This window comes from Roseomonas sp. F4, assembly GCF_053891155.1.
This window is the reverse complement of the sequence record NZ_JBSSHK010000005.1, coordinates 282,569-303,817: the sequence shown is the minus strand read 5'-3', so window position 1 is coordinate 303,817 and position 21,249 is coordinate 282,569. Positions and strand designations below refer to the sequence as shown.

General features: G+C 69.9%; 22 protein-coding genes. 13 read left to right on the top strand and 9 right to left on the bottom strand.

The features are described 5' to 3' along the window. Positions 1-147: 147 nt before the first annotated feature. Positions 148-1,341: a phosphoglycerate kinase gene (locus ACVFYP_RS21240; RefSeq protein WP_499202211.1), complete on the bottom strand. Its 1,194-nt coding sequence runs from the start codon at positions 1,339-1,341 to the stop codon at positions 148-150. A gap of 159 nt (positions 1,342-1,500) precedes the next feature. Between ACVFYP_RS21240 and ACVFYP_RS21235 the strand changes: the two genes are divergently transcribed. After that, the gene (locus ACVFYP_RS21235) at positions 1,501-1,887 is read left to right on the top strand and encodes a DUF6636 domain-containing protein (RefSeq protein ID WP_499202210.1); all 387 of its coding nucleotides are present in this window, start codon (positions 1,501-1,503) and stop codon (positions 1,885-1,887) included. Between the two features lie 37 nt (positions 1,888-1,924). Here ACVFYP_RS21235 and gap read toward each other — a convergent pair whose 3' ends face one another. Beyond that, positions 1,925-2,947: a type I glyceraldehyde-3-phosphate dehydrogenase gene (gene gap, locus ACVFYP_RS21230; RefSeq protein WP_499202209.1), complete on the bottom strand. Its 1,023-nt coding sequence runs from the start codon at positions 2,945-2,947 to the stop codon at positions 1,925-1,927. 20 nt (positions 2,948-2,967) lie between these two features. After that, positions 2,968-5,016 carry a transketolase gene (gene tkt / locus ACVFYP_RS21225; RefSeq protein WP_499202208.1) on the bottom strand — a complete coding sequence of 683 codons (2,049 nt, stop codon included), beginning with the start codon at positions 5,014-5,016 and terminating at the stop codon, positions 2,968-2,970. A gap of 214 nt (positions 5,017-5,230) precedes the next feature. Here tkt and ACVFYP_RS21220 point away from each other — a divergent pair, with 214 nt between their 5' ends. Beyond that, entirely contained in the window at positions 5,231-5,986 is a 756-nt protein-coding gene (locus tag ACVFYP_RS21220; protein WP_499202207.1) for a VIT1/CCC1 transporter family protein, read from the top strand. Here the strand turns inward: ACVFYP_RS21220 and ACVFYP_RS21215 are convergent. Beyond that, the gene (locus tag ACVFYP_RS21215; RefSeq protein ID WP_499202206.1) at positions 5,983-7,254 is read right to left on the bottom strand and encodes a hypothetical protein; all 1,272 of its coding nucleotides are present in this window, start codon (positions 7,252-7,254) and stop codon (positions 5,983-5,985) included. The genes ACVFYP_RS21220 and ACVFYP_RS21215 overlap by 4 nt on opposite strands. A gap of 81 nt (positions 7,255-7,335) precedes the next feature. Further along, entirely contained in the window at positions 7,336-8,583 is a 1,248-nt protein-coding gene (locus ACVFYP_RS21210) for a Zn-dependent hydrolase (protein WP_499202205.1), read from the bottom strand. Between the two features lie 122 nt (positions 8,584-8,705). Between ACVFYP_RS21210 and ACVFYP_RS21205 the strand changes: the two genes are divergently transcribed. From ACVFYP_RS21205 to ACVFYP_RS21190, 4 genes are read left to right on the top strand one after another with little or no spacing between them, the layout of a single operon-like run. Then, positions 8,706-9,488: an aldolase gene (locus ACVFYP_RS21205; RefSeq protein WP_499202204.1), complete on the top strand. Its 783-nt coding sequence runs from the start codon at positions 8,706-8,708 to the stop codon at positions 9,486-9,488. Further along, positions 9,485-10,372, top strand: a complete 888-nt coding sequence (locus tag ACVFYP_RS21200) for a DMT family transporter (protein WP_499202203.1) — start codon at positions 9,485-9,487, stop codon at positions 10,370-10,372. The genes ACVFYP_RS21205 and ACVFYP_RS21200 overlap by 4 nt, the downstream gene beginning before the upstream one ends. Before the next feature lie 19 nt (positions 10,373-10,391). After that, positions 10,392-11,573, top strand: coding sequence for a class I SAM-dependent rRNA methyltransferase (locus ACVFYP_RS21195; protein ID WP_499202202.1), 1,182 nt, complete (start codon positions 10,392-10,394; stop codon positions 11,571-11,573). Continuing rightward, a complete protein-coding gene (locus ACVFYP_RS21190) occupies positions 11,570-11,959 on the top strand; it encodes a DUF3293 domain-containing protein (protein ID WP_499202201.1) in 390 nt (129 codons plus the stop codon). The genes ACVFYP_RS21195 and ACVFYP_RS21190 overlap by 4 nt, the downstream gene beginning before the upstream one ends. On the opposite strand, the gene ACVFYP_RS21185 is transcribed toward ACVFYP_RS21190, so the two are convergent. The 4 genes from ACVFYP_RS21185 to ACVFYP_RS21170 all read right to left on the bottom strand — a co-directional run bounded on the left by ACVFYP_RS21185 (position 11,938) and on the right by ACVFYP_RS21170 (position 16,150). Further along, on the bottom strand, positions 11,938-12,333 hold the full coding sequence (locus ACVFYP_RS21185) for a hypothetical protein (protein WP_499202200.1): 396 nt from the start codon (positions 12,331-12,333) through the stop codon (positions 11,938-11,940). The genes ACVFYP_RS21190 and ACVFYP_RS21185 overlap by 22 nt on opposite strands. 281 nt (positions 12,334-12,614) lie before the next feature. Next, on the bottom strand, positions 12,615-13,727 hold the full coding sequence (locus tag ACVFYP_RS21180; protein WP_499202199.1) for a patatin-like phospholipase family protein: 1,113 nt from the start codon (positions 13,725-13,727) through the stop codon (positions 12,615-12,617). Positions 13,728-13,866: 139 nt separating this feature from the next. Further along, positions 13,867-14,670 (bottom strand): 3-hydroxybutyrate dehydrogenase, encoded by an 804-nt coding sequence (locus ACVFYP_RS21175; protein ID WP_499202198.1) that lies wholly within the window; start codon positions 14,668-14,670, stop codon positions 13,867-13,869. A gap of 40 nt (positions 14,671-14,710) precedes the next feature. Beyond that, complete coding sequence (locus tag ACVFYP_RS21170; RefSeq protein ID WP_499202197.1) at positions 14,711-16,150, bottom strand: dihydrolipoyl dehydrogenase family protein; 1,440 nt, start codon at positions 16,148-16,150, stop codon at positions 14,711-14,713. Between the two features lie 246 nt (positions 16,151-16,396). Between ACVFYP_RS21170 and rpmH the strand changes: the two genes are divergently transcribed. The 7 genes from rpmH (at position 16,397) to argB (ending at position 21,246) form a co-directional block, all read left to right on the top strand. After that, a complete protein-coding gene (rpmH, locus tag ACVFYP_RS21165; protein ID WP_168054392.1) occupies positions 16,397-16,531 on the top strand; it encodes a 50S ribosomal protein L34 in 135 nt (44 codons plus the stop codon). Positions 16,532-16,556: 25 nt separating this feature from the next. After that, positions 16,557-16,949 carry a ribonuclease P protein component gene (gene rnpA, locus ACVFYP_RS21160; protein ID WP_499202196.1) on the top strand — a complete coding sequence of 131 codons (393 nt, stop codon included), beginning with the start codon at positions 16,557-16,559 and terminating at the stop codon, positions 16,947-16,949. Beyond that, positions 16,946-17,221 (top strand): membrane protein insertion efficiency factor YidD, encoded by a 276-nt coding sequence (gene yidD, locus ACVFYP_RS21155; RefSeq protein ID WP_499202195.1) that lies wholly within the window; start codon positions 16,946-16,948, stop codon positions 17,219-17,221. The genes rnpA and yidD overlap by 4 nt, the downstream gene beginning before the upstream one ends. A gap of 11 nt (positions 17,222-17,232) precedes the next feature. Further along, on the top strand, positions 17,233-19,092 hold the full coding sequence (gene yidC / locus ACVFYP_RS21150) for a membrane protein insertase YidC (protein ID WP_499202194.1): 1,860 nt from the start codon (positions 17,233-17,235) through the stop codon (positions 19,090-19,092). 32 nt (positions 19,093-19,124) lie between these two features. Next, the gene (gene yihA, locus ACVFYP_RS21145) at positions 19,125-19,796 is read left to right on the top strand and encodes a ribosome biogenesis GTP-binding protein YihA/YsxC (protein WP_499202549.1); all 672 of its coding nucleotides are present in this window, start codon (positions 19,125-19,127) and stop codon (positions 19,794-19,796) included. 109 nt (positions 19,797-19,905) lie between these two features. Continuing rightward, complete coding sequence (locus ACVFYP_RS21140) at positions 19,906-20,244, top strand: hypothetical protein (RefSeq protein WP_499202193.1); 339 nt, start codon at positions 19,906-19,908, stop codon at positions 20,242-20,244. A 117-nt stretch (positions 20,245-20,361) separates the two neighbouring features. Next, positions 20,362-21,246, top strand: coding sequence for an acetylglutamate kinase (gene argB, locus ACVFYP_RS21135; protein ID WP_499202192.1), 885 nt, complete (start codon positions 20,362-20,364; stop codon positions 21,244-21,246). The last annotated feature ends 3 nt before the right edge of the window (positions 21,247-21,249 follow it).

The following is a 21,249-nucleotide window of genomic DNA, read 5'->3' as shown; positions in this document are numbered from 1 at the left end:
AATCGCCGGTAAACCGATAGGCGGATGTGCGTGCGACGCTCGGATGGGTCGATCGGGTGGGGCGCATGACGGCAGGTTGCCGCCATGCGCTGTTAATAGTCCAGCAACCAGTGGTGGAGTGCTGGCCTCAGATGGATGAATTATGAATCAAGCGGCCGTGAGCGCCGCCACGCCCGGCAGGGTCTTGCCCTCCAGCCATTCCAGGAAGGCGCCGCCGGCGGAGGAGACATAGGTCAACCGGTCCATCACCCCGGCATGCCGCAGGGCGGAGACGGTATCGCCGCCGCCGGCGATGGATTTCAGGCCGGAGGAGGTGGTGAAGCCGGCCACCGACTGCGCCACCGCCACCGTCGCCATGTCGAAGGGCGGGATCTCGAAGGCGCCGAAGGGGCCGTTCCAGACCAGGGTGGAGGCGCCGCGCAGGCGCTTTTCCACCAGTGCGACCGTCTCCGGCCCCACATCCAGCGCCATCATGTCCTCCGGCACACGGTCCACCGCCACCGTCTGATGCGGGGCATTGGCGGCGAAGGCACCGGCCACCACCAGGTCGATCGGCAGCAGGATCTCGCAATTCGCCGCCTTGGCCTCGGCCAGGATGCTGCGCGCGGTGTCATGCATCTCGGCTTCCTGCAGCGACTTGCCCATGGCGTAGCCCTGGGCGGCCAGGAAGGTGTTGGCCATGGCGCCGCCAATGACCAGCACGTTCACCTTGCGCGTCAGATTGCCCAGCAGGTCCAGCTTGGTGGAGATCTTGGCGCCGCCGACGATCGCGACCACCGGACGCGCCGGATTGCCCAGCGCCGCATCCAGCGCCTTCAGCTCCGCCTCCATCAGCCGCCCGGCATAGGCCGGCAGCAGATGGGCGACGCCCTCGGTGCTGGCATGGGCGCGGTGCGCGGCGGAGAAGGCGTCGTTGACATAGACATCCGCCAGCTTCGCCAGGCCGGCGGCCAGCGCCGGGTCGTTCTTTTCCTCACCCGCATGATAGCGGGTGTTCTCCAGCAGCAGCACATCGCCATCGACCAGCGCGGCGGCCGCGGCCTCGGCCTCCGGCCCGACGCAATCCTCGGCCCAGGCGACCGGGCGGCCGAGCGCGGCGGCCAGCGCCGCCACCATCGGCTTCAGCGACATCTCCGGCACGCGTTTGCCCTTGGGGCGGTCGAAATGGCTGCAGATGATGACGCGCGCGCCCTTCTCCGACAGTTCGCGGATGGTGGGCGCCAGGCGGTCGATGCGTGTGCTGTCGGTGATGACGCCGTCGCGGACAGGCAGGTTGAGGTCGGCGCGCAGCAGGATGCGTTTGCCGGCGGCGTCCAGGCTGTCCATCGTACGATACGTCATGGCGTTGAAATCCTCGCGGCGGGTGGGTCGGGTCGCCCTGCTGGTAACGCATTTTAACCGGCTGGGGAATCACCCGCCCGGCGAGCGCCTCGCGGCGCGCCGGCGTCAAGACTTCTGCAAGGACGTCGCGGCAGCATCACCGGCTGGAGGATTCCGACGATGCTGCGATGGTTGCCTGTCCTGCTTGTCCTGCCGACGCTCGCCATGGCGCAGGACCCCTTCCAACTGCCCTCCGGCAATATCCGCTGCGGGGTGTGGGAGGGGGTGCTGCGCTGCGAGGCGATGCAGTTCAGCTACCGCCCGCCACCGCGTCCCGCCGAGTGTGAGTTTGAATGGGGTGGCGCCATCGAACTGCCCCGGCGCGGGGCGGCGGCGCCGATCTGTCACGGCGATACGGTGACCGATCCGAAGGCGCCGGTGCTGGCCTATGGTGCGGCCTGGCAGGGGGCTGGCCAATCCTGCACCGCGACGCCGCAGGGCCTGCGCTGCGTGAACGCCGAAGGCCGCGGCTTCGAGATGTCCCGCGCGCGGCTGCGGTTGTTCTAGAAGAAGGGCGCGGGCAGGACCCGCACCCCTCGGATACTCAGAGGCTGCCGAACAGGGCGGCCGTGTCCGACATGCGGTTCGAGAAGCCCCACTCATTGTCGTACCAGGACATCACGCGGACCAGCCCGCCATCGACCACCTGCGTCTGGGTGGCATCGAAGGTGGAGCTGTGCGGGTCGTGGTTGAAGTCGATGGAGACCAGCGGCGCCGTGTTGTAGCCTAGGATGCCCTTCAGCGGGCCGCTCTCGGAGGCGGCCTTCATCACGGCGTTGATCGCCTCCTTCGTCAGGCCCTCGGTCTTGGCCGGCACGAAGTCGAGCGAGACCAGGGAGACGTTCGGCGTCGGGATGCGGATGGCGGTGCCGTCCAGCTTGCCCTTCAGCTCCGGCATCACCAGGCCCACGGCCTTGGCCGCGCCGGTGCTGGTCGGGATGGCGGAAACGGCGGCCGCACGGGCGCGGTGCAGGTCCTTGTGCAGCGTGTCGACGGTGTTCTGGTCGCCGGTATAGGCGTGGATGGTGACCATGTAGCCGCGCACGATGCCGAAATTGTCGTGCAGCACCTTGGCGATCGGCGCCAGGCAGTTGGTGGTGCAGCTGGCATTGGAGATGACGGTCATCTCCTTGGTCAGCGTCTTCTCGTTCACGCCATAGACGATGGTGGCGTCGGCATTGTCGCCGGGGGCGGAGATGACCACCTTGCGCGCGCCGGCGGTGATCAGCGCGGAGGCCTTCTCCTTGCTGGTGAAGATGCCGGTGCATTCCAGGGCGACATCGACGCCCTGGAAGGGCACCTTGGTCGGGTCGCGCTCGGCGCTGACGACGATCGGCGCATAGGTGCGGCCGTTCGCGGTGATGATGATCTTGTTGCCGTCCACCGCGACTTCACCGGGGAAGCGGCCATGCACGCTGTCATAGCGGAACAGATGGGCATTCGCCTCGACGCTGCCGAGGTCGTTGATCGCGACGCATTCCACGTCGGTGCGGTTGCTTTCGATCATGGCGCGCAGCACCAGGCGACCAATGCGCCCGAAACCGTTGATGGCAACCTTCACCGTCATCGTCGTCAATCCCCTCTTGGTCAGCCCAAACGCTTCTTCACGGCGGCCACGGTGGCCTCCGCGGTAATGCCGAAATGGCGGAAGAGTTCATCGGCCGGCGCGCTGGCGCCAAAGCCCTGCATGCCGATGAAGATCCCCTCCGGCCCCAGCCAGCGGTCCCAGCCGAAGGACAGCGCCGCCTCGATGCCGACGCGCAGCGCGTCGCCCAACACCTGGGTGCGGTAGCCCTCATCCTGCAAGGCGAAAAGCTCCCAGCTCGGCAGGGAGACGACGGCGGTGGGAATGCCCTCCGCCTCAAGCGTCGCGCGCGCGGCGATGGCCAGGTGCACTTCGGACCCCGTGGCGATCAGCGTGGCGCGGCGCGGGCCGGAGGCCTCGGCGAGCACATAGCCGCCGCGGGCGCAGCGGTTCTCGCCATGGTCGCTGCGCAGCGCCGGCAGGTTCTGGCGCGACAGCGCGAGCACGGAGGGACCATCGGCGCGCTTCACCGCCAGCTCCCAGCACTCCGCCGTCTCCATCGCGTCCGCCGGGCGGAAGGTGACGAGGTTCGGGATGATGCGCAGCGAGGCCAGTGTTTCCACCGGCTGATGCGTCGGCCCATCCTCGCCCAGGCCGATGCTGTCATGCGTCAGCACATGGATGACGCGCTGGTGCATCAGCGCCGCCAGCCGCAGGGCAGGGCGCAGATAGTCGGCGAAGACCAGGAAGGTGCCGGAATAGGGGATCAGCCCGCCATGCAGCGCCATGCCGTTCATCGCCGCCGCCATGGCATGCTCGCGCACGCCATAATGGATGTAGCGGCCGGCATAATTGCCCGGCGAGACGGAGGGGATGCCCTTGACGTTGGTGTTGTTGGAGCCGGTGAGGTCGGCGGAGCCGCCCACCATCTCCGGCACCGCCGGCACCAGGGCTTCCAGCGCGCGCTGCGAAGCGATGCGGGTCGCGATCTTCGGCTGGTCCTCGGCGTGCCTGGCGCGCAGCGCGACCAGCGGCTCGTGCCAGGATTCCGGCAGGCGGCCGGACATGGCGCGGTCGAACTCGTCCTTCTGCGCGTGGTTGGCCAGGCGCTTCAGCCAGGACCGGCGGGTGCCGGCACCGCGGCGGCCGGCATCTTCCCAGCGCGCCTTGATGCCTTCCGGCACCTCGAAGGGCCCATGGTTCCAACCCATCGCGGCCTTGGCGGCATCCGCCTCCACCTTGCCCAGCGGGGCGCCATGGCTGGCCGCCGTGCCGGCCTTGGTCGGCGCGGCGAAGCCGATGATGGTGCGGCAGGCGATCAGCGTCGGCTTGCGGTTGCGCATCGCCCAGGCCATCGCGGCCGCGACCTGCTCATGGTCATGGCCATCGACGCGGCGGGTCGCCCAGCCATAGGCCTGGAAGCGCTTCAGCGCGTCGTCCGACAGCGAGATCGAGGTGTCGCCATCGATCGAGATGTTGTTGTCGTCATAGAGCACGCAAAGCCGTTCCAGCTTCATGTGCCCGGCGAAGGAGGCCGCCTCGTGGCTGATGCCCTCCATCAGGTCGCCGTCGGAGGCGATCACCCAGGTGCGGTGATCGACCAGCGACTTGCCGAAGCGCGCCGCCAGCATCCGCTCCGCCAGCGCCATGCCGACCGCGGTGGCGATGCCCTGGCCGAGCGGGCCGGTGGTGGTCTCGATGCCGGGATGCTCGCCATATTCCGGATGGCCGGCGGCGGGGGAGTGCAATTGCCGGAAATTCTTGATGTCTTCGATGGACATCCCCTCCTGCCCCGTCAGGTGCAGCAGGGAATAGAGCAGCATCGAGCCATGGCCGGCCGAGAGCACGAAACGGTCGCGGTCCGGCCAGCGCGGATCGGCGGCATCGTATTTCAGGAAGCGGCTGAACAGCACGGTTGCCACATCGGCCATGCCCATCGGCATGCCGGGATGACCGGATTTGGCCTGCTCCACCGCATCAATGGCCAGGGCGCGGATGGCATCGGCCATCCGGCGTTCCTCGCTGGCGGGGCGGGCAAGCAGCAAAGCCTGGGCCGCCTGGGCGGGGGTGGGCTCAGTGCGGGGTTGGGTATCGGGTTCGGTGGTGGCCAAGATCGTCCTCCGGCTGCGTCGCTATAGACAGGGCCAGCGGCCGCGACAACCCGAGCCGGCTTGCCCGCGCCCGCCGAGTGCGCGGAGCCGCCATGCCTGGCCGGGTGTGAGCCTTGTGAGGATGCGTCGCATTCCCGATTTCCCCTTTATTCCCAAAGCCTTGAGGGTTGCAAGGCGCGTGACAGGGCGGTACCCGCGCCGCTAATGTCCCGCCATGCTGACCGCACCCCCAGCCGAGGCATCGCGGCACGAGCCCAGCCGCGATGGCCTGCCCCCCATGCCGCCCGGCCCGCCGCATGAGGAAGGGCACGTGCTGGCTGGCGCCCTGGCGCGGGGGACGACGGAGGCGGCCATGGCGGGGCTGCTGCCGCCTTTGGCGCTTGGCGCGGCCCTGACCGCGCTCGGCATCGCGCCCGCGGTGACCGGTGCGGCCGGGATGGCGCTGGCGCTCGCCTGCGGCCTCGCCGCCGGCCTGTCCGGCAGCTTCGCGGCCCGCGACGCCGCTGCGCACTACCAGGCGGAGCGGATGCGGGAGGAGCAGGAAAGCCACCTCTACCCGGACCGCGAGCGTTGGGAGGTCGCGGCGATCCTGCATCGCTACGGCGTGCGCGGCGACATCCTGCGCGACGCGGTGGAGGCGATCGCCAGCGACCGCCGCCGCTGGGTCGATTTCATGATGCGCTTCGAACTGGACCTGTCGGAGCCCGACCCGATCCGCGCCGACCAGAAGGCGATGGCCGGGGGCGTCGCGATGGTCCTGGCCGGGCTGCTGGTGATGCTGCCCTATCTGCTGGAGTTGCGGGCCGGGCTGGCCTGGTCCTGCGGCCTGGCCGGGCTGGCGCTGTGCGGGCTCGGCGGGCTGCGATCGGCCGCGCAGGGCCTACCGCCCTTGAGCGGCGCCCTGCGGGACTTGGTGGTCGGCGCCGCCGCGACGGGCGGCGCCTGGGTCGTGGCGAAGCTGCTGGGTTAGTTCGCCGGGCGCGGCGCCGGCTGAGTCGCCTGCTGCTCGGCGGTGGCCTGACGCAGCCGTGCCAGATTGGCTTCGGCCTGCCGCACCTGTTCGCCCAGCGCCGTCACCTGCCGCGCCGCCTCGGCGGCCGCGCGCTGCCGCTCGGCCAAAGCCGTGCCGGCCTGTTCGGTCTGCTGGCGGAGCTCCGCCAGGCGACGGGTCTGGGTCTCGACGTTGCCGGTCAGCCCGGTCAGGCGCTGTTCCTCGGCACGCAGGCGGGTGGTCGCCTCCTCCAGCCGGCGCTCGGCCTGGCCGGCGTTGCGCGCAGCGGTGTCGCGCGCCTCGTTCAGGCGGGTGGCTTCGGCCTCGGCGCGCTGCGCGGCCTGACGAGCTTGGTCGCGCGTGGTTTCGGCGGTGGCTGTTTCCTCTCGCAGCGTGGCCAGGCGCTGGCGCGCCTCCCCGGCCTCCCGCGTCACGCCGGCCAGCTCCTCACGCGTGGAAGACAGGCGGTTGGCCGTCTGCTCCGCGCCCAGGGTCGCCTGGTCCAGCCGGCTCTGCAACTCGGCCAGGGCCGAGCGGCGGGCGCCGAGGTCGGCCTCCAGCAGCGCCGCCTGATCCCGCAGGCCGCGCAGCCGCTGCTCGGCGCCGGCCAGCTCCGCATTATTGGCGGTCAGCGCCTCCTGCGCCCGGCCCGCCTCCGCGGCGAGCTCGGCGAGGCGCGCCTCGGAGGATTGCACGCCGGCGGCCAGCTCGGCCTGTCGGGCTTCCAAGGCACGCAGCGCCTCGGCGGTGGAATCGCGACCGGCGGCGGCCTGCTGCTGCGCCGTCTCGGCCTGTTCCACCTGGCGCGTCAGCTCGGCGAGGCGCGTTTCGGCGGCGGTCACGGCCGGCGCCAGCTCGGCGCCACGCGCGCGCAGCGCCTCCGTCTCCCGCTCCGCGGTGGCGCGGGCCTGCTGGGCCTGCTCCAGCGCCTGGGCAGCGCTGGCGCGAGTCCGCTCCGCCGCCTCGGCCTGCCCGCGCGCCGCGGTCAGCCGCTGTTCGGCCGTATCGGCCTCGGTGGTGAGCTGACGGCTGCGCGCCTCGATGGCCGGCAGGCCGCCGCTGGCGCGGCGTTCGGCATTCAGGATGGTCTCCAGCTCAGCGCGGCGCTGCTCGCTGCGCTCCGACGCCTGGCGTGCGGCGCGCAGATCGGAACTGACGGTGGTCACGGTGATCCAGCCGATCAGGCCGAACAGCAGCAGCAGGCCCGACGCGATCTGGGCCGGGCGGGGCCATGTGGTGGGATTCATGAGGCGCGACTCTCCAGGGAGTGAGCCCCAGCACATGGCCGCCACCGCCGCCCCGATCACGTGAAGTTTGCGCGAGGCTTGTCACGCCGCCGGGCGATTGGCCCGCGCCATCACCGCTTCGAACAGCACCTGGCAGCCGGCCTCGGCCTCCTCCGGCTCGATGCTCTCGGCCTCATTGTGGCTGAGGCCGTCCTTGCAGGGGGTGAAGATCATCGCCGCCGGCATGCGCCGCGCGACATAGACGGCATCATGCCCGGCGCCGGAGACCATGCGCCGCGCGGGATAGCCGAGGCGCTGGGCGGCCTGTTCCACCAATGCGACGCAACCGGCATCGAAGGGCTGCGCGTCGTAATGCAGCACCTGGGTGAGTTCGAGCACACAGCCGGTCTCCGCCACCACCGCCTTGGCCATGGTCGGAAAATCGCGGGCGAGGCCGGCGATGTCGGCGCTGTCCGGGTGGCGGAATTCGATGCTGAAGCTGACCTCGCCGGGGATCACGTTGCGGCTGTTGGGCTCGACCTTCAGGAAGCCCACCGTGCCGCGGCCATCCTCGCCACGGTCGCGCATCAGCCCGTCGACGAGCGAAATCACCTGCGCGGCGGCGACCAGCGCATCGCGCCGGGTGGAGGGCGGTGTGGTGCCGGCATGGCTGTCCTGGCCGGTGATGCGCGCATCCCACCAGACCTGCGCCTGGGCGCCGGTGACGATGCCGATCTGGCGGCCCTCCTTCTCCAGGATCGGGCCCTGTTCGATATGCAGCTCGAAATAAGAATCGGCCGGGAAGGGGGCGGCGGGGTGTTCGCCCTGGTAGCCGATGTCCTTCAGCGCCTGTTGCACCGTGACGCCCTGCTGGTCGGGCAAAGCGTAGCTGCGCGCGATCGGATAGACGCCGGCCCAGGTGCCGCTGCCCATCAGCGACAGGCCGAAGCGGCTGCCTTCCTCGTCCGTCCAGTTCACCAGCTCCAGCGGCGCTTCGGTGGTCAGGCCGAGGTCATGCAGCGTGCGCATCACCTCCATCCCCGCCATCACGCCGAGTGCGCCATCGTATTTTCCACCCGAGGGCTGGCTATCCAGATGGCTGCCGAACAGCACCGGCAGGCGCGACGGGTCGCGGCCTTCGCGGCGCGCGAACATATTGCCGATGGCATCCACCCGCACGGTGAGGCCGAGCGCCTGGCATTGCGCGCGAAAATCGTCGCGGGCGGCCTTATCGATATCGGTCAGCGTCAGGCGCCGCACGCCGCCCTTGGGCGTCGCGCCGTGGCGGGCCATGGCCATCAGGCTGTCCCAGAGGCGCTTGCCGTCGATCCGCTGATTGGTGCCGCTCATCGCCCTGTCTCCGTCTCGCCCCCATGATCTGCGACGGATCGGCGCGCTTGGCCAGATCGCGGCTTGCCTGCCGGCGAGGGTCCTGCGAATCATCATCGCCTCACCTGGAAAGGTCCGCCCCCATGGCGCATGCGCTGAACGCCGCCCCCGCCATCCTGCGCAATTCGGAGCTTGATGCCGATGCGGTGCGCGCCGCGCGGGTCGATCTTGCCGCCTGCTTCCGCATGGCCGCCCGCCTCGGCATGCATGAGGGTATCTGCAACCACTTTTCGCTGGTGGTGCCGGGCAGGGACGACCTGTTCCTGGTGAATCCCTATGGCTGGGCTTTTGCGGAAATCACCGCCTCCCGCCTGCTGGTCTGCGACTACCAGGGCAATGTGGTGGCCGGCGAAGGCGTGCCGGAGGCGACGGCCTTCTACATCCATGCCCGCGTCCACAAGAACCTGCCGCGCGCCAAGGCCGCCTTCCACACGCATATGCCGAATGCGACGGCGCTCGCCATGCTGGAAGGCCCGCCGCTCGCCTGGGCCGGGCAATCCGCGCTGAAGTTCTACGGCCGCACCGTGGTCGACGAAGAATATAACGGCCTCGCCTTGGATGAGAGGGAGGGCGACCGCATCGCGGCCTCCATCGGCGATGCCGACATCGTCTTCATGAAGAACCACGGCGTGATGGTGGTCGGCGCCACGGCCGCCGAGGCCTGGGACGACCTGTATTATCTGGAACGCGCGGCGGAGGCGCAGCGCCTGGCGCTGTCCACCGGCCGCCCGCTGAAGCCTGTGCCGCCGGAGCTCGCGCGCAAGACCTATGACCAGATGCGCCTCGGCGATCGGGAAAGCGCCATGCTGCATCTGGAAAGCATCAAGCGCCGCCTTGCCAAGGAGGAGCCGGACTACCTCGATTGACCATCCCCCTGGCGCAGAGGCTCGACCCGCGCGGGCTTTTGCTGCTGCTGGTGACCGTCATCGGCTGGGGCTTCAACTGGCCCTCGATGAAGCTCCTGCTGGGCGTGCTGCCCCCCTTCTCGATGCGCGTGGTCTGCGCCGTGCTTGGCATTTCGCTGCTCTTCGCCATCGCGGCCTGGCGCGGTGAAAAGCTCGCCGTGCCGAGGGCGCTGTGGCCGCGGCTGGTCGCGGCCAGCCTGCTCAATGTCACCGCCTGGATGGGCATGGCCACCTTCTCCCTGCTCTGGCTGGCGGCGGGGGAGGCGACGATCGTTTGCTACACCATGCCGGTCTGGACCTCGCTGCTCGCCTGGCTGGTGCTGGGAGAGCCGCCGAGCCGGAGGCGGCTGGCGGCCCTGGCGCTTGGCCTTTGCGGGCTGGTGGTGCTGGTGGTGGGGCCGGGGCTGGATGTGGGGCTGGCCAAGCTGCCGGGTGTGGTGGCGGCGCTGGGCGGGGCGGTGCTGTTCTCGCTGGGCACCGTCGTGACCAAGCGCTGGCCGCTGGCGCTGCCGCCCACCAGCTCCGTCGCCTGGCAGCTTCTGGTCGGCTGCACGCCGCTGCTGGCCGGCGCGCTGATCTTCGAGACGCCGGATTTTGGCGCGCTGTCGGGGCTGGACTGGGCGGTGATGGTCTATGGCGGGGTGGGGCCGCTGGGGCTGTGCTACCTCGCCTGGTTCGCGGCCCTGCGCCGCCTGCCGGCCGCCGCCGCCTCCTCCGGCACCTTGCTCACCCCCGTGATCGGCGTGGCCAGCGCCGCGCTGTTGCTGGGAGAGCCGCTCGGGCTGCGGGAGGTGGCGGCGCTGTCGCTGACCATCGGCGGTGTGGTGCTGGCAGTCCGCGGCTGATCGGGGCATAGGCGGGGGCATGACCGACACCCCCCTGATCCGCCTGGCCCCCGGCGGCGACCGCCGCGTGAAGGCCGGCCACCCCTGGGCCTTCTCCAACGAGATCGCCATGACCCCGGCGCTCCGCGCCCTGCCACCCGGCACCCCGGCGCGGCTGGAGGGCGATGACGGCGTGAAGCACGGCGTCTGGCACTTCAACCCGCACAGCCTGATCGCCGCCCGCCGGCTGGATGCCAACCCGGCCGCCACCATCGACGCCGCCTGGTTCCAGGCGAAGCTCGCCGGCTGCCTGGCGTTGCGGGAAAGGCTGTTCGACACGCCCTACTACCGTCTGGTGCATGCCGAGGCGGATGGCCTGCCGGGCCTCATCATCGACCGCTACGGCGACGCGGTGGCGATCCAGGCGAACACCGCCGGCATGGATGCCGCCACGCCGTATCTGGTCGCCGCGCTGAACGCCCTGTTCGCCCCTCGGCTGATCGTGGCGCGCAATGACAGCGCTGTGCGCAAGCTGGAAGGCCTTCCGGAATCGGTCACGGCCTTGCAGGGGGAGGGCACGGCGACCGTCGAGGAATCGGGCCTGCGCTTCCCGGTGGACCTGCTGGGCGGCCAGAAGACCGGCTGGTTCTTCGACCAGCGCGCCAATCGGGCCATGGTGGCGCGGCTTTGCGCCGGGCGCAGCATGCTCGACGCCTTCTGCCACACCGGCGGCTTCGGACTGGCCGCGGCCGCGGCCGGGGCGCGGGAGGTCACGCTGCTGGACCGCAGCGAACATGCGCTGGACCACGCCATGCAGGCCGCCCGCCTGGCGGGCCTTGCCGAGCGCGTCACGCCGCTGAAGGCGGAGGCGCTGGAGCACCTCGAAAAAATGGCGGCGAGCGGCCGGAAGTTCGAGGTTGTGGTGGCCGACCCGCCGGCCTTCGCGAAATCGAGAAAGGACCAGCCGGCGGCGCTGCGCGGCTATGGCAAACTGGCGCGGCTGGCGGCGGGGCTGGTGGCGCCGGACGGCATCCTGTTCATCGCCTCCTGCTCCCATCACGTCTCGCCCGGGGATTTCACCGATGCGGTGGGCTGGGGCGTGCACAAGGCGAAGCGGGAGGCGCGTCTGCTGGCCACCGTGGGCGCCGGGCCGGACCATCCGGTGCATCCGGGCCTGCCGGAAAGCGCCTATCTCAAGGGCCTGCTGCTGCATCTGGCATGACGCCCCGCCTGCTGCGCGCCTTCCGGGCCACGCGCTACGAGGCCGCCGGCGCCGTGGCGCGGATCGGCCAGCGCAGCCCGGCGCTGGACCGGCTGCTGCGGCGGGCCGGGGTCCGCGCAGCCGGCTTCGTCACCGCCTGGAACCCCTATAGCCGCCGGATGCCGGAAGGTTGGAACCGCCACATGCAGGACCGCCTGCGCGAGGCGGCGCGGGGCCGCCTGCTGGCGGAGGGATTTGGCCGCGCCGGAGGCTGGTCGGAGCACCATCTGTTGCTGGCCGGCGATCCGCGCCGCCTGCGGGTCCTGGCCCGCCGCTTCCGGCAGCATGCCGTGGTGCTGGTGGCCGTCGGGCGCCCGGCCCGCCTTCAGTCGCCGCGGGTGGGGTAGGCGCTGTAGCCGCCAATCATCACGCGCTGGATGCCGGCGAAGCGGATGGTCTCCTCACCCAGCCTGATGCTGCCCTTCACCCCCTGCAGGGCGATCTCCCCCAGCATCAGCCGTGGCGTGGCGGAGCCAGGCTCGGTGACGATGGCTTCCAGGATCTGCGCCAGGGTGCGGTCGGTATCCTCCAGCCGCAAAGTGCCGACGCCATCCTGCGGCCGGATGAGGCGATCGCCCTCGCCGGGATGCCAGGTCAGCGTCTCATGGCCGGGGCTGAGCCGGTGGTTCACCGGCCCGCCGCGCCAGCGTCCCTGGGCCGGCAGTTCCGGCATCAGCATGTCGAGGTCCCAACTGACGGGGCGGTGGTCGGGGTTATTCATGGCCTGATCTCCCAAGCGATTTGCTGGGTGGATCAAGCTCTTCCGGGCGCCAGGTCTCCAATCCGAAGACCCTCTCGGGCCCATAGGCGCAGCCGATGCGTCCGCGCGTGACGAACGCCCGCGCCAGAGGCGGATCATGACAGGCTGCGGAGATCTGGAGCCATGGGCGTCATCATGGGCCGGTTCAGCGGGTCAAGCGGACCCAGCATGCCCGAGGCCTGCGCCGCACGACAAGTGAGGAAAGTATACTTTGTTCTGACCCAGGGCTGAGCCGGGAGCCGCTACAGAAAGCGGTCCCGGATATCGACGCTGCTTTCCTTGCCCAGCTTGTCGAAGTGCTCCCGCAGCCAGCCATCGGCGGCTTCACGGCCATAGCGCTTCAGCGTGGTCAGGAAGTCCCAGTCGCCGTTCAGCTTGGTGCTGAGCTTGAAGTCGCGCATCCGCGCCTCGTCCTCGATGCAATGGACGAACAGCTTGCGATAGCGCGGCTGTTCCAGCCGCCCGGCCTCCAGCAGCCGCTGCACGAAGTCGATGGCGCGCATTTCCGCCATCAGGGAGGCATTGAAGCTGATCTCGTTCAGCCGGTTGACGATCTCGGTCGGCCGCGTCGGCAGTTCGTCGCGCACGATGGGGTTGAGCTGCACCAGCACGATATCCGGCGGCCCACCCTGTTCATACAGCGGCCAGAGCGCGGGGTTGCCGAGATAGCCGCCATCCCAGAAGGGCTCGCCATCGATCTCCACCGCCTTGAAGAATTGCGGCAGGCAGGCAGAGGCGAGCAGCGTATCGACCGTGACTTCCTCCCGCGCGAAAACCCGGGGTTTGCCGGTGCGGACCGAGGTCGCGGAGATGAACAGCTTCGGGCCTTTGCCGTGGCGGAGGATGTCCGGCTTGATCTCCTCCTCCAGCACCTGGCGCAGCGGGTTGAACTCATAGGGCGTCGGGTTGAGCTGGTAGGGGGACATGACGCGGGTCAGCGTCTCGAAGGCCTGGTAGGCGAAGGACCAGGTCAGGTCATGGCCCCAGATCGCCTTTTCCAGCGGCGTGTTCTGCAAGGGGCTGTTGGCCATGCGCCCGGCGGCGTTGCGCCAGAAACGGTCGAGCGCCGCCCGCGCGCCATCCCGCCCGCCCTCACACAGGCCCTGGACGAAGATCGCGGCGTTCATGGCGCCGGCGGAGGTGCCGGAGACCGCCTCGAATTCCAGCCGCTCATCCTCCAGCAGCCGCTCCAGCACCCCCCAGGTGAAGGCGCCATGGGTGCCGCCGCCCTGCAAGGCGAGGTTGATGCGGCGTGTGGTGGGGGCGGGGCGGGCGGGGCGGGGCGTCGGCGCGGGGGTGGCGCCGGCGGCACTCAGCGTATCGGCTGCCTCGGCCCGGAATTCGTGTTCGATCATGGGTTGCTGTTCGCACCTTGGGCGAAAGCCCTATCCCCCCGCCGGGGAGAGAGGGTCGGGTGAGGGTGGCGGTGTCGTGCAGCGGGGAGGTGGCGCTGGAACCGTCCATCACCGCATTGTGCCGCGGCCCCCTTAACAATCACTGCGCTGTCCAGCCGCCATCGATGCTGAGCGCCGCGCCGTTCACGCTGCCGCTGTTCGGGCCACAGAGGTAAAGCGCCATCTCCGCCACTTCCTCCACCTCCACCCAGCGCTTGGTCGGCTGGCGGTCGAGCAGGTAGTCGGTCAGGGCCTTGTCTTCCGAGACGCCATGCTTCTCGGCCAGCGGCTTCACCTGCGCCTCGGCCAGCGGGGTGCGGACGAAGCCGGGGCAGATGGCGTTGCAGGTGACCGGGCTGCGCGCGATTTCCAGCGCCACGGACTTGGTCAGCCCGACCACGGCATGCTTGGCGGCGACATAGGCGGTCTTGAAGGGGCTCGCGACCAGCCCGTGGGCGGAGGCGACATTGACGATGCGCCCAAAGCCCCGCGCCTTCATCCCCGGCAGCGCCGCCTTGATGGCGTGGAAGTTGGAGACGAAGTTGATGGCGATGATCCGGTCGAACTTGTCGTCCGGGAACTCCTCCACCGGGGAGACGAACTGGATGCCGGCATTGTTCACCAGGATGTCGCAGGCGCCGAGCTCGGCCTCGCAGGCGGCGACCATGGCGCGGATGTCCTCCGGCTTCGACATGTCGGCGGGGGAGTAGGGCGCTTCCGCCACGCCCATCGCCGCGCCGACCTTGGCCCGGGCGGCGGCGATTTCCTCGGGCTTGCCGAAGCCGTTCAGCATCACCTTTGCGCCGGATTCGGCGAAACCCAGGGCGATCGCCAGCCCGATGCCGGAGGTCGAGCCCGTCACCAGGGCCGCCCGGCCCTCCAGCTTCCGTGTCATAGTCATCATGGCGTCTTCCCGCATTGCAGCATCTTGCCCTGAGCCTCGCTCACGGCAGGCGCCGGAGCAAGCCGACAACGCGTTTCACCAGGGGAGAGAGCAGTTTCGGCGTATAGAAATCGCTGGCAGCACGTTTTGCCGCCTCCGCCAGGGTCGGATAGGGCAGCACCAGCCCGGCCAGAGCGGAAAGCGGCAGCTTGCGGCCGATCATCAGGCCGAAGGTCCCGGCCATCTCCCCGGCATGGGGCGCCAGGATGCCGGCGCCGAGCAGCCGGCCCTTGGGCGTCACCACCAGCTTGGCGAGCCCCGCCTCGATCCCTTCCGCCACCGCGCGGTCCGTCTCGGCCACGGGGAAGCGTAGGATGCGGATGTCGTGGCCGGCGGCGCGGGCTTCTTCCTCCGTCATGCCCACCTGGGCCAGCTCCGGATCGGTGTAGGTGACGCGGGGCAGGGCGGCGTAATCCACCTTGGCCGGCAGCCGGAAAATCATCCGCCGCGCCAGGATGCCGGCATGCTGGGAGGCGACATGCGTGAAGGCGCGCGGGCCGATGCCCTGCGGGTCGGCGATGTCCCCGACCGCGAAAACCCGGCGGTTGGTGGTGGAGCGCAGCCCGGCATCGGTGGTGATGCCGAGCTTCGTCGAGGCCACCTGCCCGGCGGCGAGGTCCAGCCCGGCCAGCCGCGGCGCCCGGCCCACCGCCAGCAGCAGATGGGTGCCGCCGATTTCCTGCCCATCCTCCAGCACCGCAATCAGGCCGGGACCGCCATCGGCCGCGCGGTCGACGGCGACGCGCGCTAGCTTGCGGCCTTCCAGCAGGGTCACCCCATCGGCGGTCAGCGACCGGCGCAAGCCATCGGCCAACTCCGCATCGTCCCGCCCGGCGATCCGCCCGGCCTCGATCACCGTCACCAGGCAGCCGAGCCTGGCATGGGCCTGGGCCATTTCCAGACCGATCGGGCCGCCGCCGAGGATGATCAGGTGGCCCGGTGGCTCCTCCAGATCGAAGATCGTCTCATTGGTCAGCCAGGGCACCGGCCCGAGGCCGGGGATGTCGGGGACGATCGCCTGGCTGCCGGCGGCGATGACGGCGCGGCGGAAGGTCAGGCGGCGGCCGGCCGCCTCGATGGTGTCGGGGGCGACGAAATGGGCCGAGGCGCGAATCACCTCCACCCCCATGCCGCGGAAGCGGGCCTCCGAGTCGATGGGGGCGATGTGGTCGATGGCGCCCCGCACATGGGCGCGGATCGCCTTCCAGTCGATTTCCGGCTCCGGCAGGCGGATGCCGAATCGGCCGGCACGCCGGGCGCTGGCCGCGGCATGGGCGGCGGCGAGCAGGGCCTTGGAGGGGACGCAGCCGTAATTCAGGCAGTCGCCGCCCATCTGGCCGCGCTCGATCAGCGCCACCTTCAGCCCCAGCCCGGCGCCGATCGCCGCCACGGACAGGCCGGCGGCACCGGCGCCGATCACCACCAGGTCGAAATCGGGCATGAGCGAAGGCCTCCTTATGCGGTAGGATGAACGCGCGTGACGGTCGGGTGGCGCCTTGTGCCCGATCCGCGCGGTTGACGGCAGGGGTGGCGCTTCCCTATACGTCCGGGCCTTCGCCGGGGCAGCTTCCGAGGTTCCTCCAGAATCCTCGAGCCGCCGCCGGCCATTCGTTTTTTTGAGATCAGCCGGTGCAGCCGGGCCAGGGACGTCCCTGGTCGACTGGGCCGGAGCCCGCGGGAGTGTGTCGTGAAGCGTACTTATCAGCCCTCGAAGCTCGTCCGGAAGCGCCGTCATGGTTTCCGCGCCCGCACGGCGACGGTCGGCGGGCGCAATGTGCTGGCGAACCGCCGGTCCAAGGGCCGCAAGAAGCTCTCGGCCTGAGCGCCGGGCGGGCCCGATCTGTGCCATGCCGGCGCGCCCGCCACGTCTGAAGATCCGCCGCGAGTTCAAGCTGGTGGCCTCGCGCGGACAGCGCGCGGCCAGGCCTGGGCTGGTGTTGCAGGTGCTGAAGGGGACCGAGGGTCCGCTGCGCGTCGGCTACACCGCGACCAAGAAGATCGGCAACGCCGTGATCCGCAACCGCACCAAAAGGCGGCTGCGGGAAGCGGCGCGGCTGCTGTTGGGCCAGGACGCGCCGCCCGGTTTTGACCTGGTGCTGATCGGGCGGGAAGCGACGGCGGAGCGGAACTTCGCCCAGCTTGTAGGCGACCTGCGCGGCGCCCTGCGCCAGGGCGGCGTGACCGATGGCACGGCCCCGGCCGAGACCGCGAAGCCGCCTGGCATCGTCACGCCGGCATGACCCCGCAGCAGCATCTGTTGCGCGGCGCCATCCGCACCTACCAGCTGACCCTACGGCCGTTCATCGGCTGCAATTGCCGATTCTACCCGCATTGCAGCGAATACGGGCTGGAAGCGGTGGCCGAGCACGGCGCGATGCGCGGTAGCTGGTTGACCGCCCGCCGCATTCTGCGCTGCAACCCCTGGCATCCGGGTGGCTACGACCCGGTCCCGCCCCCAACTCCGAAGGGCACCGAGGCGTCGCACGCCGTCCCGGACCCGACGAAAGGCTGAATCAGGCCGTCATGGATCAGAAGCGTCTCCTCGCCGCCATCGCCTTGTCGGTCGGCATCCTGCTGTTGTTCGATCTGTGGAACCGCCCGGCGCGCGAGGCCGAGCAGCGCCGCCAGGCTGAGATCGCCGCCCAGGCCCCGGCTGCCCCCTCCACCGCCGTGCCGGCCACGCCCAATGCGGCCGTGCCGCTGCCGTTGCCGGCCGGTGGCGCGCCGCTGGCCCAGCCCGTCATGCCGGGTGCGACCGAGGCGGCGGCGACGCCCGGCCTTCCGGCCGAACAGCGCCTCCGCATCGAGAATCCGCGGCTTCAGGGCAGCATCAGCCTGCGCGGCGCGCGGCTGGATGACGCCGTGCTGCGCGGCTACCGCGAGACGGTGGCGCCCGGCAGTGCCCTGGTGCGCCTGCTGGCCCCGCGCAGCGATGCCAATCCCTATTTCGCCCAGTGGGGCTGGACCGCCGCCGATGGCCGCACCGCCGTTCCCGGCCCGGACACCGACTGGACCGCCGACGGCACCAGCCTGACGCCCGCCACCCCCGTCACCCTGCGCTGGGACAATGGCCAGGGGCAGGAGTTCAGCATCCGCCTCGGCATCGACGAGGATTTCATGCTCACCGCCGAGCAGAGCCTGCGCAACAGCGCGGCCGAGCCGGTGCAGGTGCTGCCCTGGGCGCGGGTGCGGCGCGAGCGCACGCCCCAGACCGCCGGATTCTTCATTCTTCATGAAGGCTTCACCGGCGTGCTCGGTGAACGTCTGATCGAGTGGAAGTACAGCGACGCCAAGACCGAGGCGGAACGCCGCCGCGGCCCGGCCATGGAGCAGGAAAGCACCGGCGGCTGGATCGGCTTCACCGACAAGTATTGGCTGACCGCGCTGACGCCGATGAGCCAGGCGACCCCGATCCGCGCCGCCTATCGCCATTCGGCGGAGGGTGGCCAGGACCGCTGGCAGGTCGACATGGCCCCGCCGGCGCCGCAGAGCGTCGCCAACGGCGCCGAGGCCGGCCTCGCCACCCGTCTCTTCGCCGGCGCCAAGGAAGTGCGCCTGCTGGATGGCTATGCCGACCGTCTGAACATCGAGGGTTTCGACAAGGCGATCGACTTCGGCTGGTTCTACTGGATCACCAAGCCGTTCTTCTATGCGATCGACTGGCTGTTCGGGATCTTCGGCAATTTCGGCGTGGCGATCCTGATCTTCACCCTGGCGCTGAAGGCCGCCTTCTTCCCGCTGGCCAGCAAGGCCTACACCTCCATGGCCCGCATGAAGGTGCTGGCGCCGAAGATGACGGAGGTGCGGGAGCGCTACAAGGACGACCCGGCCAAGGCCCAGGCAGAGATGATGGCGCTCTACCGGTCGGAGAAGGTGAACCCCGCCTCCGGCTGCCTGCCCATCCTGCTGCAGATCCCGGTCTTCTTCGCGCTGTACAAGGTGCTGTTCGTCACCATCGAGATGCGGCACGCGCCCTTCTTCGGCTGGATCCGTGACCTGTCGGCGCCGGACCCGACCAACCTGTTCAACCTGTTCGGGATCCTGCCCTTCGACCCGATGCAGTTGTCCCACTTCCTGCACATGCCGGCCTGGGCCATCGCGATGGGCATCACGATGTTCCTGCAGTTCAAGCTGAACCCGACGCCGCCGGACCCGATCCAGGCCAAGATCTTCGCCTGGATGCCGCTGATCTTCACCTTCATGCTGGCCAGCTTCCCGGCCGGCCTGGTGATCTACTGGACCTGGAACAACCTGCTTTCCATCGCCCAGCAGTACTGGATCATGAAGATGGACAAGAAGCGCCAGGCGCGCGGCCCGGCCGTGTCGAGCCCGGCGAAGCCGGTGGCGGCCATCGCCAAGCCGGCACCGAAGGGCAAGAAGTGACCATCACCACCCCCTCCGGCACTCCGGTGACGCTGCCGCCGGGCGGGCTGGCGGAGGCGGTGGATGACGAGCAGCGCGCCGGGCTGATCGAGGCCGGGCGCCTGCTCTTCGCGCGGCCCTGCACCTTCTTCTACGCCTCCCAGGCCATCAACCAGCTGCCGCCGATGGCGGGGCCGGAAGTGGCCTTCTGCGGCCGGTCGAATGTCGGCAAATCCTCGCTGCTGAATGCCCTGACCGGCCAGAAGGCGCTGGCGCGGGTTTCCGTGACCCCGGGGCGCACGCGGCAGCTCAACTTCTTCCGCTGCGACGAGGGCCAGCTGACCCTCGTGGACATGCCCGGCTATGGCTACGCCAAGGCCTCCAAGACGCTGAAGGAGGACTGGCAAGGGCTGATGTTCGACTTCCTGCGCGGCCGCCCGACCCTGCGCCGGGTGCTGCTGCTGATGGATGCCCGCGTCGAGATCAAGCCCGCCGACCGCGCCGCCATCGAGCTGCTGTCGGATGCGGCCGTCGCCTTCCAGATCTGCATCACCAAGGTGGATGACGTGAAGAAGGCCCAGTTGGAGAAGCGGATCCGGGAGCTGGAGGCGCTGGTGAAGAAGCGCACCGCCGCCCATCCGCTGATGCTGGTGACCAGCAGCGAGACCGGCCAGGGCATTCCGGAACTGCGCGCGGAGTTGGCGGCGGTTGCGCGTCTGGGTTGAATATCTGTACAGGGCTTTCAGCAGCCTTTAACAGGGCCGGGTGCAGGGTCTTGGCGGCGCGTTCCCGATTCCCGGGACGCTGGCCCTGTCGCCCAAGGATACACCCTCCATGCTTCGACGCCTGCTCCTCGCCACCGCCCTGATGGCGGCAGCCGCCGCGCCCGCCTTCGCGCAATGCGATACGCGCTTCACCCTGATGAACAACTCCGGCGCCCAGGTGAACGAGTTCTATTTCGGCCCCTCCAGCAACTCCAATTGGGGCCGCGACCGCCTGGGCGAGAATGTGCTGGCGAATGGCCGTTCCGTGGCCTTCACCCCCGGTGGCCGGGGCGGCGCCTATGACTTCAAGGTGGTCTGGGCCAATGGCGAGACGGCCGAGGTGATGCGGGTGAACATCTGCGAGATCTCCGAAGTCGTCGCCACCCCGCGCGGTATTGTCGCGCGCTGAGGACAGTCGGTCCGCCGGGGGCATCACGCCGCCGGCGGGCTTGACCCTGCGGGCGGAAGGCCGCAAACCGCGCCGCCCGAGGCGACATGGCCCGGAGCCGACCGGGGACGCCTGACCATGACCGACGACGCGCTCGACCAGATGGCGATCCTCGCCGGCGCGCTGCCCTTCCTAAAGCGCTACGACGACCAGATCGTGGTGGTGAAGTACGGCGGCCACGCGATGGGGGAGGAGGAGACGGCGCTGCGCTTCGGCCGCGACATCGCGCTGCTGGAGCAGGTGGGCGTCAACCCCGTGGTGGTCCATGGCGGCGGGCCGCAGATCAACGCCATGCTGAAGCGCCTGAACGTGAAGTCCACCTTCGTCCAGGGGCTGCGCGTGACGGATGAGGAAATGCTCGACGTCGTCGAGATGGTCCTAGCCGGCCCCGTGAACAAGCAGGTCGCCTCCTCCATCACCCGGGCCGGCGCCATCGCGGTCGGCATCTCCGGCAAGGATGGCGGGCTGATCCAGGCCCGCAAGCTGACCCGCACCTATCGCGACCCCGACAGCCATATCGAGAAGGTGCTGGACCTCGGCTTCGTGGGGGAGCCGGAGCATGTGGACCCCCGCGTGCTGAAGCTGCTGATCGGCGCGGATATCGTGCCGGTGGTGGCGCCGGTCGGCGTCGATGCCAATGGCCAGACCTACAACATCAACGCCGATACCGTGGCCGGCGCCATTGCCGGCGCGCTGGGCGCCGAGCGGCTGCTGATGCTGACCGATGTGCGCGGCGTGCTCGGCCCGGATGGTCAGTTGATCCCGGAGATGACGGTGGCGGAGGTCAAGGCCGGCATCGAGGCCGGCTGGATCTCCGGTGGCATGATCCCGAAGGTCGAGACCTGCATCTATGCCGTGGAGCGCGGCGTGAAGGGGGCGGTCATCGTCGATGGCCGGGTGCCGCACGCGGTGCTGCTGGAACTGTTCACCGGCACCGGCGCGGGCACGCTGATCCGACCCTGAGGC

Coding starts and splice junctions, on each gene's coding strand:
- yidC (WP_499202194.1), top strand. CDS start 17,233: ATGGATCAGAAGCGTCTCCTCGCCGCCATCGCCTTGTCGGTCGGCATC.
- ACVFYP_RS21215 (WP_499202206.1), bottom strand. CDS start 7,254: ATGAATCCCACCACATGGCCCCGCCCGGCCCAGATCGCGTCGGGCCTG.
- ACVFYP_RS21210 (WP_499202205.1), bottom strand. CDS start 8,583: ATGAGCGGCACCAATCAGCGGATCGACGGCAAGCGCCTCTGGGACAGC.
- ACVFYP_RS21140 (WP_499202193.1), top strand. CDS start 19,906: ATGCTTCGACGCCTGCTCCTCGCCACCGCCCTGATGGCGGCAGCCGCC.
- ACVFYP_RS21185 (WP_499202200.1), bottom strand. CDS start 12,333: ATGAATAACCCCGACCACCGCCCCGTCAGTTGGGACCTCGACATGCTG.
- ACVFYP_RS21220 (WP_499202207.1), top strand. CDS start 5,231: ATGCTGACCGCACCCCCAGCCGAGGCATCGCGGCACGAGCCCAGCCGC.
- ACVFYP_RS21175 (WP_499202198.1), bottom strand. CDS start 14,670: ATGATGACTATGACACGGAAGCTGGAGGGCCGGGCGGCCCTGGTGACG.
- argB (WP_499202192.1), top strand. CDS start 20,362: ATGACCGACGACGCGCTCGACCAGATGGCGATCCTCGCCGGCGCGCTG.
- ACVFYP_RS21240 (WP_499202211.1), bottom strand. CDS start 1,341: ATGACGTATCGTACGATGGACAGCCTGGACGCCGCCGGCAAACGCATC.
- ACVFYP_RS21170 (WP_499202197.1), bottom strand. CDS start 16,150: ATGCCCGATTTCGACCTGGTGGTGATCGGCGCCGGTGCCGCCGGCCTG.
- ACVFYP_RS21235 (WP_499202210.1), top strand. CDS start 1,501: ATGCTGCGATGGTTGCCTGTCCTGCTTGTCCTGCCGACGCTCGCCATG.
- rnpA (WP_499202196.1), top strand. CDS start 16,557: ATGCCGGCGCGCCCGCCACGTCTGAAGATCCGCCGCGAGTTCAAGCTG.
- yidD (WP_499202195.1), top strand. CDS start 16,946: ATGACCCCGCAGCAGCATCTGTTGCGCGGCGCCATCCGCACCTACCAG.
- ACVFYP_RS21180 (WP_499202199.1), bottom strand. CDS start 13,727: ATGATCGAACACGAATTCCGGGCCGAGGCAGCCGATACGCTGAGTGCC.
- gap (WP_499202209.1), bottom strand. CDS start 2,947: ATGACGGTGAAGGTTGCCATCAACGGTTTCGGGCGCATTGGTCGCCTG.
- ACVFYP_RS21195 (WP_499202202.1), top strand. CDS start 10,392: ATGACCGACACCCCCCTGATCCGCCTGGCCCCCGGCGGCGACCGCCGC.
- ACVFYP_RS21205 (WP_499202204.1), top strand. CDS start 8,706: ATGGCGCATGCGCTGAACGCCGCCCCCGCCATCCTGCGCAATTCGGAG.
- ACVFYP_RS21190 (WP_499202201.1), top strand. CDS start 11,570: ATGACGCCCCGCCTGCTGCGCGCCTTCCGGGCCACGCGCTACGAGGCC.